Source organism: Neorhizobium sp. T25_13 (assembly GCF_002968675.1).
GTDB classification, from domain to species: domain Bacteria; phylum Pseudomonadota; class Alphaproteobacteria; order Rhizobiales; family Rhizobiaceae; genus Neorhizobium; species Neorhizobium tomejilense.
Genome location: NZ_PVBI01000023.1, coordinates 25,935 through 42,929, shown reverse-complemented (window position 1 = coordinate 42,929; position 16,995 = coordinate 25,935). Strand labels below are relative to the sequence as shown.

Annotated in this window: 13 protein-coding genes and 1 pseudogene; 10 read left to right on the top strand and 4 right to left on the bottom strand. The window is 62.8% G+C overall.

Annotation, left to right across the window (positions count from 1 at the left end):
* Positions 1–44 precede the first annotated feature (44 nt).
* The 3 genes and pseudogenes from C5J22_RS29215 to C5J22_RS29205 all read left to right on the top strand — a co-directional run.
* A pseudogene (locus C5J22_RS29215) lies at positions 45–194 on the top strand (cyclase family protein); the annotation flags it as partial.
* Positions 195–259: 65 nt separating this feature from the next.
* On the top strand, positions 260–1,849 hold the full coding sequence (locus C5J22_RS29210; protein ID WP_105441112.1) for an NAD(P)/FAD-dependent oxidoreductase: 1,590 nt from the start codon (positions 260–262) through the stop codon (positions 1,847–1,849).
* Positions 1,850–1,878: 29 nt separating this feature from the next.
* On the top strand, positions 1,879–2,388 hold the full coding sequence (locus C5J22_RS29205; RefSeq protein ID WP_105441115.1) for a MarR family winged helix-turn-helix transcriptional regulator: 510 nt from the start codon (positions 1,879–1,881) through the stop codon (positions 2,386–2,388).
* A 5-nt stretch (positions 2,389–2,393) separates the two neighbouring features.
* On the opposite strand, the gene C5J22_RS29200 is transcribed toward C5J22_RS29205, so the two are convergent.
* The 4 genes from C5J22_RS29200 to C5J22_RS29185 form a co-directional block, all read right to left on the bottom strand.
* Positions 2,394–3,764 carry a virulence factor family protein gene (locus tag C5J22_RS29200; RefSeq protein WP_105441111.1) on the bottom strand — a complete coding sequence of 457 codons (1,371 nt, stop codon included), beginning with the start codon at positions 3,762–3,764 and terminating at the stop codon, positions 2,394–2,396.
* A complete protein-coding gene (mprF, locus tag C5J22_RS29195; protein WP_105441110.1) occupies positions 3,761–6,343 on the bottom strand; it encodes a bifunctional lysylphosphatidylglycerol flippase/synthetase MprF in 2,583 nt (860 codons plus the stop codon). Before mprF ends, C5J22_RS29200 begins: the two co-directional genes overlap by 4 nt.
* Before the next feature lie 100 nt (positions 6,344–6,443).
* A complete protein-coding gene (locus C5J22_RS29190; protein ID WP_105441109.1) occupies positions 6,444–7,991 on the bottom strand; it encodes an indolepyruvate oxidoreductase subunit beta family protein in 1,548 nt (515 codons plus the stop codon).
* A gap of 3 nt (positions 7,992–7,994) precedes the next feature.
* Complete coding sequence (locus tag C5J22_RS29185; protein ID WP_105441108.1) at positions 7,995–10,151, bottom strand: indolepyruvate ferredoxin oxidoreductase subunit alpha; 2,157 nt, start codon at positions 10,149–10,151, stop codon at positions 7,995–7,997.
* 297 nt (positions 10,152–10,448) lie between these two features.
* Here C5J22_RS29185 and C5J22_RS29180 point away from each other — a divergent pair, with 297 nt between their 5' ends.
* The 7 genes from C5J22_RS29180 to C5J22_RS29150 are packed head-to-tail and all read left to right on the top strand — an operon-like array spanning position 10,449 to position 16,994.
* Positions 10,449–12,791, top strand: a complete 2,343-nt coding sequence (locus tag C5J22_RS29180) for a bifunctional salicylyl-CoA 5-hydroxylase/oxidoreductase (RefSeq protein ID WP_105441107.1) — start codon at positions 10,449–10,451, stop codon at positions 12,789–12,791.
* Between the two features lie 10 nt (positions 12,792–12,801).
* Positions 12,802–13,614: an SDR family NAD(P)-dependent oxidoreductase gene (locus C5J22_RS29175; protein ID WP_105441114.1), complete on the top strand. Its 813-nt coding sequence runs from the start codon at positions 12,802–12,804 to the stop codon at positions 13,612–13,614.
* Between the two features lie 43 nt (positions 13,615–13,657).
* The gene (locus C5J22_RS29170) at positions 13,658–14,104 is read left to right on the top strand and encodes a cupin domain-containing protein (protein WP_105405354.1); all 447 of its coding nucleotides are present in this window, start codon (positions 13,658–13,660) and stop codon (positions 14,102–14,104) included.
* Between the two features lie 59 nt (positions 14,105–14,163).
* Positions 14,164–15,006, top strand: coding sequence for an enoyl-CoA hydratase family protein (locus tag C5J22_RS29165; RefSeq protein ID WP_105441106.1), 843 nt, complete (start codon positions 14,164–14,166; stop codon positions 15,004–15,006).
* Entirely contained in the window at positions 15,006–16,181 is a 1,176-nt protein-coding gene (locus C5J22_RS29160) for an acyl-CoA dehydrogenase family protein (RefSeq protein ID WP_105441105.1), read from the top strand. The genes C5J22_RS29165 and C5J22_RS29160 overlap by 1 nt, the downstream gene beginning before the upstream one ends.
* 8 nt (positions 16,182–16,189) lie before the next feature.
* Positions 16,190–16,621 (top strand): thioesterase family protein, encoded by a 432-nt coding sequence (locus C5J22_RS29155; protein WP_105441104.1) that lies wholly within the window; start codon positions 16,190–16,192, stop codon positions 16,619–16,621.
* The gene (locus C5J22_RS29150) at positions 16,599–16,994 is read left to right on the top strand and encodes a RidA family protein (RefSeq protein ID WP_046637978.1); all 396 of its coding nucleotides are present in this window, start codon (positions 16,599–16,601) and stop codon (positions 16,992–16,994) included. Before C5J22_RS29155 ends, C5J22_RS29150 begins: the two co-directional genes overlap by 23 nt.
* Position 16,995: the final 1 nt, after the last annotated feature.

The window sequence follows — 16,995 nt, the reverse complement described above, 5'->3', positions numbered from 1 at the left end:
AGATGTAGCTCCGTCTCGTGGGCTCGGAGATGTGTATAAGAGAAAGCCTCATGCACGGCGCGGGCAAATACGGCCTCGCATCGCTGTCGAACCTCGACCAGCTGCCGCCGAAGGGCGCCGTGCTGATCGCCGCACCGCTGAAGCTCGTCAAGGGCACCGGCTCGCCGGTCCGCGCGCTGGCTCTGATCGCCTGATCAGATCGAAGGGCCGGACCCGGAAGGTTCCGGCCCTCTCCATATCCAGCAACAAGACGGGCGGCATGGCGGATTTCGACTACATCATCGTCGGCAGCGGCATCAATGCGCTGGTCGCCGCTGCCATGCTCGGCAAGAAGGGCAGGAAGGTCCTCGTCCTGGAGCGCAGCGACCGCATAGGCGGCTGCCTGCGCACGGAAGAGATCACCGAGCCGGGTTTCATCCACGACGTGATGGCCACCACCATGGTGCTGTTCCTCACGTCTCCCGCTTATGCCGCGCTCGGCAAGGACCTCGGAGCCCGAGGCCTGGAATTCGCCCATGCCGACCTGCCGACCGGGGTGCTGCGGCCGAACGGTTCTTCCGTCGTCTTCTCAAAAGATCGCCAGCGCAATATCGCCACCTTCGAGGCACTCGCGGCCGGCGACGGCAAGACGTTCGACAAGGAAATGAATGCGCTCGGCGCCGATGCCGCCTTCCTGTTTTCGCTGCTCGGCGGCGCGCTGTGGTCCGGCACCACATTGAAGACGGTCGCCCGGCAGGGGTGGGGCAAGGGTCTGCGCCAACTCGCCGCCTGGTTCGGCGATGCTCTCACGCCGGCGCGCGGCTACCTGGAAACCACCTACAAATCCGAGGCCGCGCACGCCCTCTGGGCACCCTGGGTCCTGCATTGCGGCCTGGCGCCGGAAAGCGCCTATTCGGCCGAAATGCTGAAAGTCATCGGTTTCGCGATCGAACTCGCCGGCTGCCCGATCGTCAAAGGCGGTGCTGCCAACCTCGTCGCGGCCTTCGAACGGCTGATCACGGATCAGGGCGGCGCGATCCGTACCGGTGCGGACGTCGAACGCATTGTTGCCGGCCCAGGCAACAGGGCTGCCGGGGTGAGGCTTGCAAGCGGCGAGACGATCGACGCCGCAGCCGGCGTGGTCTGCTCCACGACACCGAACCAGATCTATGACCGGCTGCTCAAGGACTGGCCACAGCCTGCACCGGCTGAAATCCGGAAAAGCGTCGCCCGCTATCGTTACGGCAAGGGCGACATGCAGATCCACTACGCCCTCTCCGCGCCGCCGCGCTGGAAGGGTGATCCGGACCTCGGCAAGGTGGCGCTGCTGCACCTGACATCCGGTCTCGACGGCGTCTCGCGCGCCACCAACGAATGCGAACGCGGGCTGCTGCCGGCCGAGCCGACCGTCTGCGTCGGCCAGCCCGCCAGCTTTGATCCTTCGCGCGCGCCGGACGGCAAGTCGATACTCTGGCTGCAGCTTCCCGAAGCGCCGCGCTTCATCAAGGGCGATGCGGCCGGTGAGATCGCCGCACCTGCCGACGGCCGCTGGACCGATGGGCTGCGCGAACTCTATGCCGACCGCGTCGAGGCTCTGCTTTCCCGCCACATCGAGAATTTTGCCGAAATCAAGCTCGCCCGACGCGCCTACTCGCCGGCCGATCTGGAGGCGATGAACATGAACCTCGTTGGTGGCGATCCCTATGGCGGCTTCTGCGGGCTTGACCAGTTTTTCCTCTGGCGGCCCTTCAAGTCGTCTGTTAACCACCGCACCCACGTGCCGGGCCTTTATCATATCGGCGCTTCGACCCATCCGGGACCGGGGCTTGCCGGCGGCTCCGGCTTTCTGCTCGCATCGTCGTTGCGTTGAAACGACGTGGTCTAGGAGACATGGATTTCATGGCAGAACGGTTTTCAGGCGTGGTGCTGCGCTGGCATCAGGAGGGCGATCAGGAAAATCGGCCGACCATGGGCGAGATCGGCCTCAACCATTTCGCACCCTACCTGATGAACCGCATCATCTCCCGCTGGAATTCCAACATGGCGGAGGAACTGCGCGAATACGACCTGTCGACCGCCAAGATGCGCACGCTCGCCGTCCTCAGCGTCTCCGCTTCGCTCACCATCAACGAGCTTTCCGTGTTCGCCGTCATCGAACAGTCGACCATGAGCCGCACGCTCGATTCCCTCGAAGACCAGGGTTATATCCGCCGCACGCCGCGTGCCGAGGACATGCGCATCCGCGATGTGACGATCACCGAGGAAGGCCGCGCCGCGTTCGGGCGCTTCTGGCCGACCATGTACGGTTCATTGCTGCAGATGTTCGACGGCATCGACGAGGAGGAATACCGCGCCTTCACGGGCACGCTTCACAAGATCCTCCTCAACATCCGCAAGCACGAGATCTGATCTGCCTATTTCGTCAGCCGTGTCTGAAGGCTGTCGCGGATGCGCTTACCCAGCGCCTGGTAGTTCTCGTCGAAATGATGTCCACCCTCGATCGGCACGACTTCGACGCCCTTGTCCTTCAAGGTCGGGCAGGGATCGTCGTCCTCATCGGTGCCGTAGACGCATTGGATGAGCTTCGGATCGATCTTGACGATATCGGTCATCGGATCGCCGCCCTTGCCGTCGCCTGAAACGCCAAGCCAGCCGGTCACGGAAATCTCGTAGTCCACTTCGTGCGACAGGCCGAGCAGCGTGATCTGCTTGACGCGAGCCCGGTCCTCGGCCGGCAGGAGGTTGTAGGTGGCGGGCAGCACATCGGCGCCGAACGAATAACCGACCAGCAGCACGTTCTGAACGCCCCATTGCCGGCGATAATATTCGATGATCTTGGCCAGATCGTCCGCCGTCGCTTGGGGGGTGCGTTCGGACCAGAAATACCGCAGCGAATCCAGACCTATCGTCGGAACCCCCTGGGATTGCAGATAGCCCCCCACTTCGCTGTCGAGGTCTCGCCACCCGCCATCGCCGGAAAAGATCACCGCCATCGTGTTCATGGCCGGCTTGGCGTCAAGCACGTTCAGCGGCAGGTCGAGCGGCTGGTTGGTCCGGCCCGCGGCAGCGATCCGAGCGGCAAGCGCCTGGGAGAGCGCCACATCAGAAGTCTCGCTGGAATTGCTGAGTTCGACCTCGGGGTGATCCTGTTTCAGGCGAAGGCCATGTGCCTTGCCGGCGGTGTCGGCTGTCGCGGTGGAAATGATCGTCACGACGGACGGTAGGGCGCCGTCGTCGAAACCATAGACCGTCCGATCGCCGACCTTCTGTTTGGAAGCCGGCGTGCAGAGTTGCTTGGCAAGCGGGATGCCGGCCAGCGGATCGACGGCAATCGCCTCCTCGATCGTCGCATTCGGGCTCTGGGAGATCATCGCCAGCGCCAGCGCGCCACCTTCTCCGATGCCGGCGACGATCGGGTGGCGGTATTGGCTATTGCCGATCCGTCGCTGCACCTGCTGGGAGACGTCCTCGATATCGGAAACCATATAGATGCAGTCGCCGTCGTCGGCGGCCAGCGACTTGATGTAGGAGGGAAAATCGATGCCGACCACGGCGGCACCGGCGGCGAGCAGCTTCTGCGCCTCGGTGTCCTCCCGAGCCCCCCAGCCCTGCCCGCCTGAAATCAGGAAGACGATGCCTTCGAGCTCGCTGCCATTGTTCGGCACGAGGATGCGCGGCTGCGGGATAAGGCCCGTATGGTAATCCTGCTGATCCTGGGCAGCCGCCATCGGCACACCGGACAGCAGCGCCGCAAACACGACAGCAAGAAAACGCAGATACATCATTTACCAACCACTCCCCTCAAGCCGCCGCCGATCAGGAGCGTCGCGTCCATCATCACGATGGCGGGGCTGACGCCCCCTGCCACAGCGAGATAACGGGGCTCCCAGGCGGGATGAAACTTCGACTTGAAAGCCTTCAACCCTTTGAAATTGTAGAACCGTTCACCGTGCTCGAAAACAACGCTGCCGATCCTGTCCCAGGCGAGTGCCGCCTCGCGTGTGGACATGCCGGAAAGCGGCGCCATGCCGAGATTGAAATGTCCATAACCTGCATCGCGGAGATATTCCATAATCTTCACGAACAGGAAATCCATGGAGCCCTTCGGCGCGGCCGGCATGAAGCGCATCAGATCGACGGTGCCTTCGTATTTCGTGTCGGTGAGCGACAGCGTCGCGAAGGCGACGATACGATCCTCCTTCTTGAGCACCGCGACCGGTTGGGCGCTGACATAGTCATCCCGGAAAGCCCCGAGCGAGAAGGTTTTCTCGCGCGTGTTGTGATCTTCGAGCCAGGCATCCGAAACGCGCCGGAGGTCTTCGATATGCGCCATCACATCCGGCTGCTCGATGACCGAAAACTCCAGCCCCTCGCGCGCACCCTTGTTGACGGCCTGACGAAGCCCCGCCAGACGGCCGCCCTTGAGGTCGAAGCTGGACAGGTCGACGCTCGCCAATTCACCGAGCTTGAAGGCCCTCATGCCTGCATCGGCGCAGTGCGAAAGGAGACTGGGCGAAATCTGATAGAGCACGGCGCGGCCGCCTCGAGCCCGGGCTTCCTCGACGAAACGCCAGACGAGATCGGCTGTCTCCTCCTGCGGCCCGATCGGATCGAAAAGCGCGATCCAAGAGCGGCCCTGGATGCCGTACATGATGAAGGCATTGCCGCTCTCGGAGAACATCAGCCGCTTGTCGCCCATCCGGACGAGGTTGGCATCGGCATTGTCCTGCGCCATGACGAGCTGGATTGCCCGCTCGAGATCGGCCGCCGTGGACAGGGCCGAACGTCGGGCCGCCGGCCGCAACAGGCTGAACACCGAGATCGTCGCTGCAAAAATCGCAAGGCCAAGGACCGCGCGCAATCCGCGCGGCGCTTCCTCGGAAAACTCGAACTGCCACCAGAGTTCGCGGCTATAATCCACTTCGCGATAGACAAAGAGCAGCACCGTGATCGCCGCGGCCACGACGATGAACATGGCGGCGATCCAGCTCGGCGTCAGCACCTGACCGAACAGCGACGCCCGGCGTTTGAACTGCTTTGCACTGAGGAACAGGCTGACGAGCAGGATGATCAGGAACATCGCCTCGAAAAGCGCGATCGCCCGCATGAAGGCGAAAACCAGCGCCAGAGAGGTGCAGACCATCGCGGTCCACCACGCCCCGTCCAGCCGCTGGCCGATGCCGCGCGCCGCGACGAACAGCAGGAGGCCGAGGATGCTGGAAAGGAAATGCGCGCCTTCGAACACCGGCAGCGGCAGGTAGTTGCCAAGAAAATTGATGTCGGAATCCGGCGTCGGCGTCACGCTCGAGAAGATCAGCATTGCGCCGGCGATCATCGAGAAGGTCGCCAGAAGCGGCGGCGCCAGTCGGAATTCAAGCTTTCGAAGCGTCGATGCGATGGGGTGATGGGCAAGTTGGCGAATTTCGACGCCGATCACCACCAGCGTTGCGATGAGCAGCGGCAGGACATGATAGATGACGCGATACAGGACGAGGCTGCCGAGCACTTCATCGAGGCTGACCGTATTGCCGAGCGCCGCGACGATCACCGTCTCGAAGACGCCGAGACCGGCCGGCACATGGCTGAGGACACCGAGGCCGACGGCGGTCGCATAGATCGCCAGGAAGGACGGCCAGCCGATTTCCGTCTGCGGCAGAAGCACGTAGAGGACGGAGGCGGAGGCGGCGACATCAAGCGCCGTGATCAGGAATTGCTGCGAAGACGTGCGACTGTCCGGCAGGCGGATGCTCAGGCGTCCGAGGGATACCGTCCGTCCGCCTCGCCCGAGGATCAGAAGAGCGATGAGCACGAGGATGATCGCAATCGCGCCGGCGCGAACCCAGGTGCCGTCGATATCGAGGATTGCTCCGATCCTCGGTGCCGTGACCAGCGATGCGAGCGCAGTGACTGCTAGAAGCCCGATGCCAAATGCGAGCGTCACAAATGCGATGACGCGGCCGATGTCGTCGGGTGAAAGCCCAAGGCGCGAATAGGCGCGGAACCGGATCGCTCCGCCGCTGAGGGCTCCGAAACCGGCCGTATTGCCGACCGCATAGGCGCTGAAGGCGGTTACCGCCACAGGCACGAAAGGCAGCGTCCGGCCAATATAGGTGATCGCGTTGATGTCGTATCCGACCAGCGCCGCGAAACTCAATGCCGTGAAGAAAACCGCAAGGCCGATCGAAGACCAGCGCGTATTGCCGAGCGCCTCGATGACGTCGTCATAGTTGACCTCGTTGGTGAGGTTGTAGATGGCAAACGTCGTGAACGCGAAAACCGCCAGCGCCGCCAGGGCGATGAGGTAAGGACGGTACGTCTCAAGGATGTCTCGAAAGCGACTTGGCTGACGAACCGTGGATTCCATGTGGGCTGCCGGTGCTGGAAAAATTACGCATCTAGAGTTTGGTCAGATGTGCAGCAAAAGCAACGGGATCGCGGCTATAATGTGTCTTTATGCTTAAAACCTAAAGCGTAGAGACCGTCTTTAACGCACCGTCGAGAGCAATGCCGCTTTCGTCCAGAAGGGCCGCCTGACGCAGGCGTTTCATCCAGGCCGCGCCGTCTTCCCGATCTCTAAGCGTCGTCAGCGCCGACATCACCCGGTCGAACTTCGAGAGCCCGCGTGCATGGGTATCGGAGTAACCCTTCACCAGCCGGCGATTGTTGATCACTTCCACCGCGAGATCATAGTTCCGCGGGAGCAGGGAGGTTGCCGCGGCGAGCCAGGCCTCGCGATGCTCGGTTTCGCGTGAGTGACGCAGCGTGCCGCGACGGGTACGGCGCAAGGCTGCCAGCGTGTAGAGCGTCAGGAACCAGAACAGCGTGCCCGTCTGCACCCGGCGGCCCTTGTTGATGCGGCGGTCGAGCCAGGCGAAGACCTTTGGGCGGTTTTCGACCCAGAGACCGAGCCGCTTCGGCATGGTCCCGACGACCTCTTCCATGCGCGGATGCATGTATTCGGTCATGTAGAGGATCTGGTCCTGCTTGACGCCGACCTCCTTGGCGACCCGATTGAAGCGGGTGCCGCGGGTCTTGAGGTCCGCGACGCGGATGACATCGTCATAAGCCATGGCGACAGCGACATATTTCGCCGACTGGACGGTGAAAGCATAATCGCGATCCTCGCCGCCATTGGCACGGTCGAGGGCATGAAGTTTGCCGACCCGATCGAGATATTCGCCGGCATAGGCCGGATCCTGGAAATCCGTGAGCTTCTTGACGCCTGCAAACAGCAGCGGCCAGGCGACCTCCGGAAATTCGGCGCGCAGGCGGTGCACCAGCCGGTCGAGGTCCGGATGGCCGGCGGTTTCAGGCATCACGTCGAAACGTTTCGGCGCCATCGCGACCACTTCGTCGCGCGGCCTGGTTTTCGCCCGCTCATAGGCGGCATTGAAAGCCCTGAGGCTGGGCTCGATGCCCTTGCCGCCGCCGCGAATTATCGCCTCGAAGGCCTCCTTCGGAAAAGGCAGCACGTCGGCCGCCGCAAGCGCGCCGAACATCGAGGCGGAAATCACGCTGCCGTTTTTCGTCGCCAGCGTGTCCATGTCGAAGGCGATGGTGCGCCTGGCGGCGAAATCGGTCGCGCCAACCACCACCGTCGGATCGCCGATGCCGTCGCCCGGCTTCTCCTTCTCGCCGACCGCGAAGGAACGGTGCGTCGAGGCGATCAGCGTGGTCTTGTCCGGCGTCACCAGGCCGCGCAGCACGGAGCGGCCTGCCTCCATCAATTCGGCGGCCAGCACGACATCCACATCGCCCGGCGTCGGCATCAGCGAGAAGATCGGCGACACGCCGTCGCGGGCGGGCAGCATCTCGATGTAATAGATCGTCGCGCCGGTGCGCTGGGCAACGCCCGGCACCGAGGTGGACTGCGCCATCCAGCCTTGTTCTTCGGCAAGGCCGACGATCCAGTCGGCCAGCACGCCGCCGCCCTGGCCGCCCATGGCCATGATCGCCAGCGTCAGCGGCTTGTCGGAAGCATGGAGCGTCTTGAGGTTCACCGTCTCGTTCATCGATCAAGCCTCCGCGAAAACGACACGGCCGGCGGCGCGGCGGGCCTGCAGCCAGCCGATCACCGAGGCGCGGAATTTCGAGAGGAACTTGTCCCAACCGGTGGGGTTCATGATCACATCGGCGCGATAGAACGAAGGACAGAGAACGGCAGCCTCGGAAACCTCGCCGCAATTGCCGCAGCCGACGCAGCTATTGTCGATCGCAGCCACCGGATCGTCCTTCAGCGGATCGTCTGTGTGCTTCACCGACAGCGACGGGCAGCCGGAAAGCCGGATGCAGGCGTGATCGCCGGTGCAGACGTCCTCGTCCACCCCGAAACGCTCCTTCACCATCCGCTTGCCGTCCTTGACCGCCTGGTTGAACTGCGGTTTCACGCGGCGCTGCTTGTTCAGCATGCATTCGGAGGAGGCGACGATGATCTTCGGGCCTTTCTCCTTGCTCGTCAGCGCCTCCTTCAGCGTGTCGCGCATCTTGGCGACGTCATAGGTGCGGTCGATCTGGCGCACCCAGGTGGCGCCGATGCCCTTTACCGCGTTGACGATCGAATTGTTGGTCTTGCGGTTCGGGTTGACGGCCCGTGACGACAGGATGTCCTGCCCGCCGGTAGCCGCAGAATAGAAATTGTCGACGACGAGGATGACGCCGTCCTGCTTGTTGAACACCGCATTGCCGACCGAGGTCGCCAGACCGTTATGCCAGAAACCGCCATCGCCCATGACCGCGATCGAGCGCTTGTCCGCCTCGACATTGAAGGCGGAAGCGGAAGCCGGGCCGAGACCGTAACCCATCGTCGTGCCGCCGATATTGAACGGCGGCAGGATCGAGAACAGATGGCAGCCGATATCGGCCGAGACATGGTGTTCGCCGAGCTCCTTGTCAACCAGCTTCATGGCCGCAAAGATCGGCCGCTCCGGACAGCCGGTGCAGAAGCCGGCGGGACGCTGCGGCACGACTTCGGCCAGCGCCTTCACCTTCGGATCGTTGAGGACATCGCTCGGATCCGGCACCGGCGGCTGGTTGCCGAGCAGCAGCCGATCGTACATCTCGATGAAGGTCTTCAACCCCCTCATCATCACGGGCGCGGTATATTCGCCGCCAAGCGGCAGGATGTCCTTGCCGTGCAGGCGGGTCTGGATGTCGCGGCGCCGCATCAGCGTGTGGAGCGACTGCTCGACATATTCCGGCGCGCCCTCTTCCACCATGATCACGGCCTTCTTGCCGAGACAGAATTCGACCACTTCGTCGTCGATCGTCGGGTAGGCGACGTTCATCACATAGATCGGCACCGACGAATTGCCGTAGACATCGGCAAGGCCCAGCTGCTGCAGGCCGCGCATGACGCCATTGTAGAGACCGCCGAGCGTGATGATGCCGATCTCGCCTTCCTCGGGGCCGAAATGCTCGTTGAGCTTCTTTTCCTTGATGAAGTTGACGGCCGCCGGCCAGCGGCGCTCCAGCTTGTCTTTCTCCTGCGCAAAGTTCGCAGGCGGCAGGACGATGCGGTTAACGTCGCGGACCGGGTTTTCCAGCGCCTGCCGAAGCGTGAATTTTGGCCGCTGGTTATCCTTGGCAACGAACTGGCCATGCACATGGCAGGCGCGGATGCGCACTTCCAGCATGACAGGGGTGTTGGAGGCTTCCGAAAGCTGGAAGCCATCTTCCACGGCCTGGACCATCGACGGCAGGTTCGGCCGCGGATCGAGAAGCCACATCTGCGACTTCATCGCGAACGCATGGCTGCGTTCCTGCATGATCGACGAACCTTCGCCAAAGTCTTCGCCGAGAATGATCAGCGCACCACCGTTGACCCCGCCGGAAGACAGGTTGGAAAGCGCGTCGGAGGCGACATTGGTGCCAGCCGTGGATTTCCAGGTCACGGCGCCGCGTACCGGATACATCACCGAGGCAGAGAGCATCGCCGCCGCTGCGGCTTCAGAGGCCGAGGTCTCGAAATGAACGCCAAGATCCTCCATGATGTCCTTGGCGTCAGCCAATACGTCCATCAGATGCGAGATCGGTGAGCCCTGGTAACCGCCGACATAGGAAACGCCGGATTGCAGCAGCGCCTTGGTGATGGCGAGAATGCCTTCCCCACGAAAAATCTCGCCTTCTCCAAGCTTGAGATCCTCGACTTCGCGCGCAAAAGATCGCTCGGCCATGGCACTTCCCCTTCGCCTTGTCGGCTTCAATCCATAATCATTTGCAAAAGCATATTTTCGGCAGCCGGCATTTGTCAATTCACAAATGCCGACGGAACGGCAAGTTCCGCTTCAGCCAAGCATCGAACAGGACAAAGGGGCGAGCGACAGGCATCATTATATATGCTGATGCATATTATTTGGTCGATCCTGGACGAAAACTGCCGGAGCCGCCGCAAATCCGCTTGACGGGTCGATCAAACGCCATATAGTTTAAACTTAAAATAATGAGCGACTGAACGTCAGGAGGACTTGGATATGCGCATCGTCTGTATCGGTGGCGGCCCGGCCGGTCTCTATTTCGCGCTCCTGATGAAGAAGCTGCACCCCGAGCATTCCATTTCCGTCGTCGAACGCAACAAGCCTTACGACACGTTCGGATGGGGCGTGGTCTTCTCTGACGCCACCATGGTGTCGATGAAGGCGTGGGACCCGGAGAGTGCGGCCGAAATCGAGGATGCCTTCAATCATTGGGACGATATCGAACTGCTGTTCAAGGGCACGCGCCAGCGCACCTCCGGCCACGGCTTTGTCGGCATCGGCCGCAAGAAGCTCTTGAACATCCTGCAGCGCCGCTGCGAGGCGCTCGGCGTCGAGCTTGTTTTTGAAACCGATTCCAATGGCGATGTCGATTATCCGGATGCGGACCTGATCATTGCGTCGGACGGCTTCAACTCGAAGATCCGCAACCGTTATCCGGAGGTCTTCGAACCGGATCTCGTCGTGCGTCCGAACCGCTATATCTGGCTCGGCACCAACAAGCTGTTCGACGCCTTCACCTTCGACTTCCGCAAGACGGACCACGGCTGGTTCCAGGCGCATATCTACAAGTTCGACGAACAGACCTCGACCTTCATCGTCGAAACGACGGAAGAGGCTTACGAAAAGCACGGCCTCGGCCAGATGGACCAGCAGGGCTCGATCGATTTCTGCCAGGACCTGTTCTCGGAAGTCCTCGAAGGCTCCGAACTGATGACCAATGCCCGGCATCTGCGCGGCAGCGCCTGGCTCAACTTCAACCGCCTGATCTGCGGCAAGTGGAGCCATTTCAACGGCAATTCGCATGTCGTGCTGATGGGCGACGCCGCCCATACCGCCCATTTCGCCATCGGCTCCGGCACCAAGCTCGCGATCGACGATGCGATCGAGCTCAGCAACCAGTTCAACAAGCTCGGCCATTCCAAGGACAAGATCCCGGAAGTCCTCGAAACCTACGAGGAAATCCGCCGCGTCGACGTCGCCCGCATCCAGAATGCCGCCCGCAACGCCATGGAATGGTTCGAAGTGGTCGGCCAGCGTTATGCCGATACGCTGGAGCCTGAACAGTTCATGTATTCGATGCTGACCCGCTCGCAGCGCATCAGCCACGAAAACCTGCGCCTGCGCGATCCCAAATGGCTGGAAGGTTACGAGCGCTGGTTCGCCGGGAAAAACGGTATCGAGGTGACCGGCAACGGCCGCACGCTGCCGCCGATGTTCACGCCCTATTCGCTGCGCGAAACATATCTGCCGAACCGCATCGTCATGTCGCCGATGGCCATGTACTCCGCCAAGGACGGACTGCTGGACGATTTCCATCTGGTCCACCTCGGCTCCCGTGCGCTCGGCGGCGCCGGCCTCGTGTTTGGGGAAATGACCTGCGTCTCGCCCGACGCCCGCATCACGCCCGGCTGCCTCGGCCTCTGGAACGAAGAACAGGCGGCCGCCTGGAAACGCTTCGTCACCTTCGTGCATGACAATTCCGCCGCCAAGGTCGGCATCCAGCTGGGACACGCCGGCCGCAAGGGCTCGACCAAGATCGCCTGGGAAGGCATCGACCAGCCGGTCGAAGAAGGTGGCTGGCCGCTGATCTCGGCTTCGGCACTCCCCTACCTCAAGACCAGCCAGGTTCCGAAGGAAATGGACCGCGCCGACATGGATCGGGTGACGGCCGACCACGTCCGGGCGGCCCGATATGCGGCAGAAGCCGGCGCCGACTGGTTGGAGCTGCACTGCGCCCACGGTTATCTTCTGTCGAGCTTCCTTTCGCCGCTCACCAACATCCGCACAGACGAATACGGCGGCAGCCACGAAAACCGCGCGCGTTATCCGCTGGAAGTCTTCAAGGCGGTCCGCGAGGTCTGGCCGGCAAACAGGCCGATTTCCGTGCGTCTCTCCTGCCATGACTGGTTCGAAGGCGGAAACACGCCGGAAGACGCGGCGATCTACGCGCAGATGTTCAAGGATGCCGGCGCCGACCTGATCGACTGCTCGTCCGGGCAGGTGTGGAAGGAAGAAAAGCCGGTTTATGGCCGCCTCTTCCAGACACCCTTCTCCGACAAGATCCGCAACGAGATCGGCATCCCGACCATCGCCGTCGGCGCGATTTCGGAGGCCGATCATGCGAACTCGATCATTGCCGCCGGCCGCGCCGATCTCTGCGCCGTCGCCCGCCCGCATCTCGCGGATCCGGCCTGGGTTCTTCACGAGGCGGCCAAGATCGGCTTGACGGACATTCCCTGGCCGAAACAGTATTATTCCGGCAAGGCGCAATACGAAACCAACCTCGCGCGTGCTGCGGCCGCCGTTGCCCCTCCGGCTGTCGGCCCGGCGGCGAAATAAGGATCGCATCATGAGCGAAGCGCCCTCTGCCAGTCTTGCCAGTGCCAGCCTTGCCAACCGTCACGCCCTCGTCACCGGCGCGGGCTCGGGCATCGGCGCGGCGATCGCGACGGCGCTGGTGGAAGCCGGCGCGCGGGTGACCCTCGCCGGCCGGCGTGCCGAGCCTCTGGAGGCACTTGCCGCCGCGCTTGGCAGGGACAAGGTCTGCGTCGCGGACGGTTTCGACGTCACCGACGAGATGGCCATCGACAATGGCCTGAGGACGGCGCGAGCCGCGTTCGGTCCCGTCGATATCCTCGTCAACAATGCCGGCGAAGGCCCGAGCGCGCCCTTCGAAAAGACCTCGCTGGAGATGTGGAACCGGGTCATGTCGGTCGATCTCACCGGCGTATTCCTCGTGACCCAGGCCGTGCTGCCGGATCTCAAGGCTTTTGGCGCAGGCGCCCGCATCATCAACATCGCCTCGACTGCGGGGCTCACCGGTTATGCCTACGTCTCGGCCTACGTGGCCGCCAAACATGGCGTCGTCGGCCTCACCCGTTCTCTGGCGCTGGAGCTTGCGAGGAGCGGCATCACCGTCAACGCCGTCTGCCCCGGCTTCACGGACACGCCCCTGATCGCCCGTTCGATCGAGACGATCGTCGCAAAGACCGGACGGACGGAAGAACAGGCGCGACAGGAATTTACCAGGAGCAATCCGCAGGGGCGGCTGGTGAAGCCGGAGGAAGTTGCAGACACCGTTCTGTGGCTGGCATCGCCCGGAGCAGCGTCGATCAACGGACAGGCAATCGCGGTTGCCGGGGGAGAAGTCATGGCAGGCTAGCCGGCCTCGGCATGAACCAGAAAACGAAAACCGGGAGATCAATATGGAACTGGAAAAGGGCATAACCGAGAGCGGTAGCGGATATAACGGCACCAGCTGGAATATCCTCGGCCAGGTCTATTTCCCGAAGGCGGTCTGCGACGACACCTTCGCCTTTGAAACCAACAGCCTGCCGGGACAGTTCGTGCCTGTGCACGTCCACCCGACGCAGGACGAATTCATCCTCGTGCAGGAGGGTGAACTCGATCTGAAGCTCGACGGCCAATGGGTCAAGGCGAAGGCCGGAGATCTGGTGCGCATGCCGCGCGGCATACCTCACGGTTACTTCAACAAGTCCGACAAGCCGTGCCGGGCGCTCTTCTGGGTCTCCCCGGCCCGCAAGCTCCAACAGCTTTTCGAAGAGCTGCACGAAATGACCGACGTGGAGGAGATCGTGAAGGTTTCCGCCGCGCACGAGGTGGATTTCCTGCCGCCCTCCGCCAACGACTGACCCGGGAGAGGTCCTGCCACCCGGAAAGGGACGGTCGATGAAAAGGAGAGGAGACGAACATGAGTGACGTGATGAAGGACATGAAGCGCAGTTTTCGCGACTACCAGCCGAAACATTTCCTCTGGGAAGTGAGCGAAAACGGCCGCGTCGGGACGGTTCGCCTCAATCGTCCGGAGCGCAAGAACCCGCTGACCTTCGAAAGCTATGCGGAACTGCGCGATCTTTTTCGCGATCTCGTCTACGCCTCCGACATCCGCTCGATCGTCCTGACCGGCGCCGGCGGCAATTTCTCCTCCGGCGGCGACGTCTTCGAAATCATTGAGCCGCTGACCCATATGGCGATGCCGGACCTGCTCGCCTTCACCCGCATGACCGGCGATCTCGTCAAGGCGATGAAGAAATGCCCGCAGCCGATCGTGGCTGCGGTCGACGGCATCTGCATGGGCGCCGGCGCGATCCTCGCCATGGCTTCGGACATGCGGCTGGCGACGCCCGAAACCAAGACCGCCTTCCTCTTCACCCGCGTTGGCCTTGCTGGAGCCGACATGGGCGCCTGCGGAATCCTGCCGCGCATCATCGGCCAGGGCCGCGCCGCCGAACTGCTCTTCACCGGCCGTTCGATGAGCGCCGACGAAGGCCAGGCCTGGGGCTTCTTCAACGCCCTTCACCCGCAGGACGCGATCGAGGCAGAGGCCGTCAAGCTCGCCCATTCTCTGGCGGATGGTCCGTGGTTCGCACATACGATGACCAAGACCATGTTGAACCAGGAATGGGCGATGGGTATCGAAGAGATGATCGAATCCGAAGCCCAGGCGCAGGCGATCTGCATGGCAACCAAGGATTTCCGCCGCGCCTTCGAGGCTTTCGCCGAAAAGCGCAAGCCGGTCTTCGAGGGCGACTGATGGCCTATCCCACGAGCCTCAAAGGACCGGCACGCGATTTCCTCGACTGGCCGTTCTTCGACGGCAGCCACAAGTCGCTCGCCGAAAAACTGGATGCCTTCGCGGCCTCCGGTGCGCTGACCCATATCGACCATTCGGATACGGACGGCGCCTGCCGCGCGATCGTCAAAGCGCTCGGAAATGCCGGCCTTCTCGACGCGGCGACCGGCGCCGGCGGCAGCCAGCCGATCGACAGCCGCGCGGCATGCCTGACTCGTGAAACGCTTGCCTGGCATGACGGCCTTGCCGACTTCGCCTTCGCCATGCAGGGCCTCGGCACCGGCGCGATCGGCCTTTCCGGTTCTGAAGAGCTTCGCCGAACCGTCCTGCCGAAAGCGCAGTCCGGCGAATGGATTTCGGCCTTCGCGCTGTCGGAAAAGGAAGCCGGTTCGGATGTCGCCGCCATGGCCTGCGCTGCCCGAAAGGACGGTGACCACTATATCCTCGACGGCGAAAAGACCTGGATCTCCAACGGCGGCATCGCCGACGTCTACACCGTTTTCGTCCGCACCGGCGAGGCGCCCGGCACGCGCGGCATCTCCGCTTTCGTGGTGTTCGCCGACGATCCGGGCTTCTCGATCGCCGAGCGCATCGATGTGATCGCCCCGCATCCGCTGGCGACGATCCGCTTCGAGAACTGCCGCATCCCGGCTTCGCGCCTGCTGGGCGCGCCGGGTGAAGGCTTCAAGATCGCCATGCGGACACTGGACATTTTCCGAGCCTCCGTCGCCGCCGCCGCTCTCGGTTTCGCCAAGCGGGCGCTGGATGAGGCGCTCGCCTATGCCAAGGCGCGGCCGATGTTCGGCAGCCATCTTTCCGACCTGCAACTCACCCAGGCCGCTTTTGGCGACATGGCAGCTCAGATCGATGCAGGCGCGCTCCTCACCTACCGGGCCGCCTGGCGTCGCGACGTGCAGGGCCTGCCGACCACCAAGGAGGCCGCGATGGCAAAGATGGTCGCGACGGAGAATGCGCAAAGCGTCATCGACCGGGCGGTGCAGATCTTTGGCGGCCGCGGCGTGAAGAGCGGCGAGATCACCGAGAGCCTCTACCGGGAAATCCGGGCGCTGCGCATCTACGAAGGAGCGACCGAGGTCCAGAAGCTCATCATCGCCCGCGAACTGCTGAAGGCCTGAGGACGATCATGGCTTACACGACCTCTCGCCGATTGAACTTTGGAGACTGCGATCCTTCCGGCATCGCCTATTTCCCCTCCTATCTGAACATCATGGTCGGCGTTTGCGAGGAATTTTTCGGCGCGATCGGCTCGCCCTGGCCGGACATGATCGGCCGCCGCAAAATCGGCGTGCCGACCGTGACGCTGGACGTCGCGTTCAAGAGCCCCGGCTACCATGGCGATATGATGGATTTCACCATCAAGGTTATGCGGATCGGCAACAGTTCCGCCGATCTCGAATACGAGGTGCGGGCCGGCGACCGGCTCCTTTGGACCGCGAAACAGCGGTTGGTTGCGACCTCACACGAAACCCACAAGGCCCTACCCTGGCCCGACGATATGCGCTCAGCGCTGACACAGCATTTGGAGAAGAATAATGCACACCATCCTGCAGCCTGAAGGCTGGGCAAAACCGATCGGTTACGCCAACGGCGTCGCCGCCACCGGCCGGCAGGTCTTCGTCGGCGGGCAGATCGGCTGGAACGGCCAATGCCAGTTCGAAACCGACGATTTCGTCGGCCAGGTCAAGCAGACGCTGCAGAACGTCGTCGCCGTGCTGGCCGAGGCAGGCGCCGGGCCCGAGCATATCACCACCATGACCTGGTATTTCACCGATAAGGCCGAGTATCTCGGCAACCTCAAGGGCATCGGCCAGGTCTACCGGGAAATCATCGGCAAGCACTTTCCGGCCATGGCCGCCATGCAGGTCGTGGCGCTGGTGGAAGACCGCGCCAAGATCGAAATCCAGGCGACCGCCGTCATTCCGGCCTGAG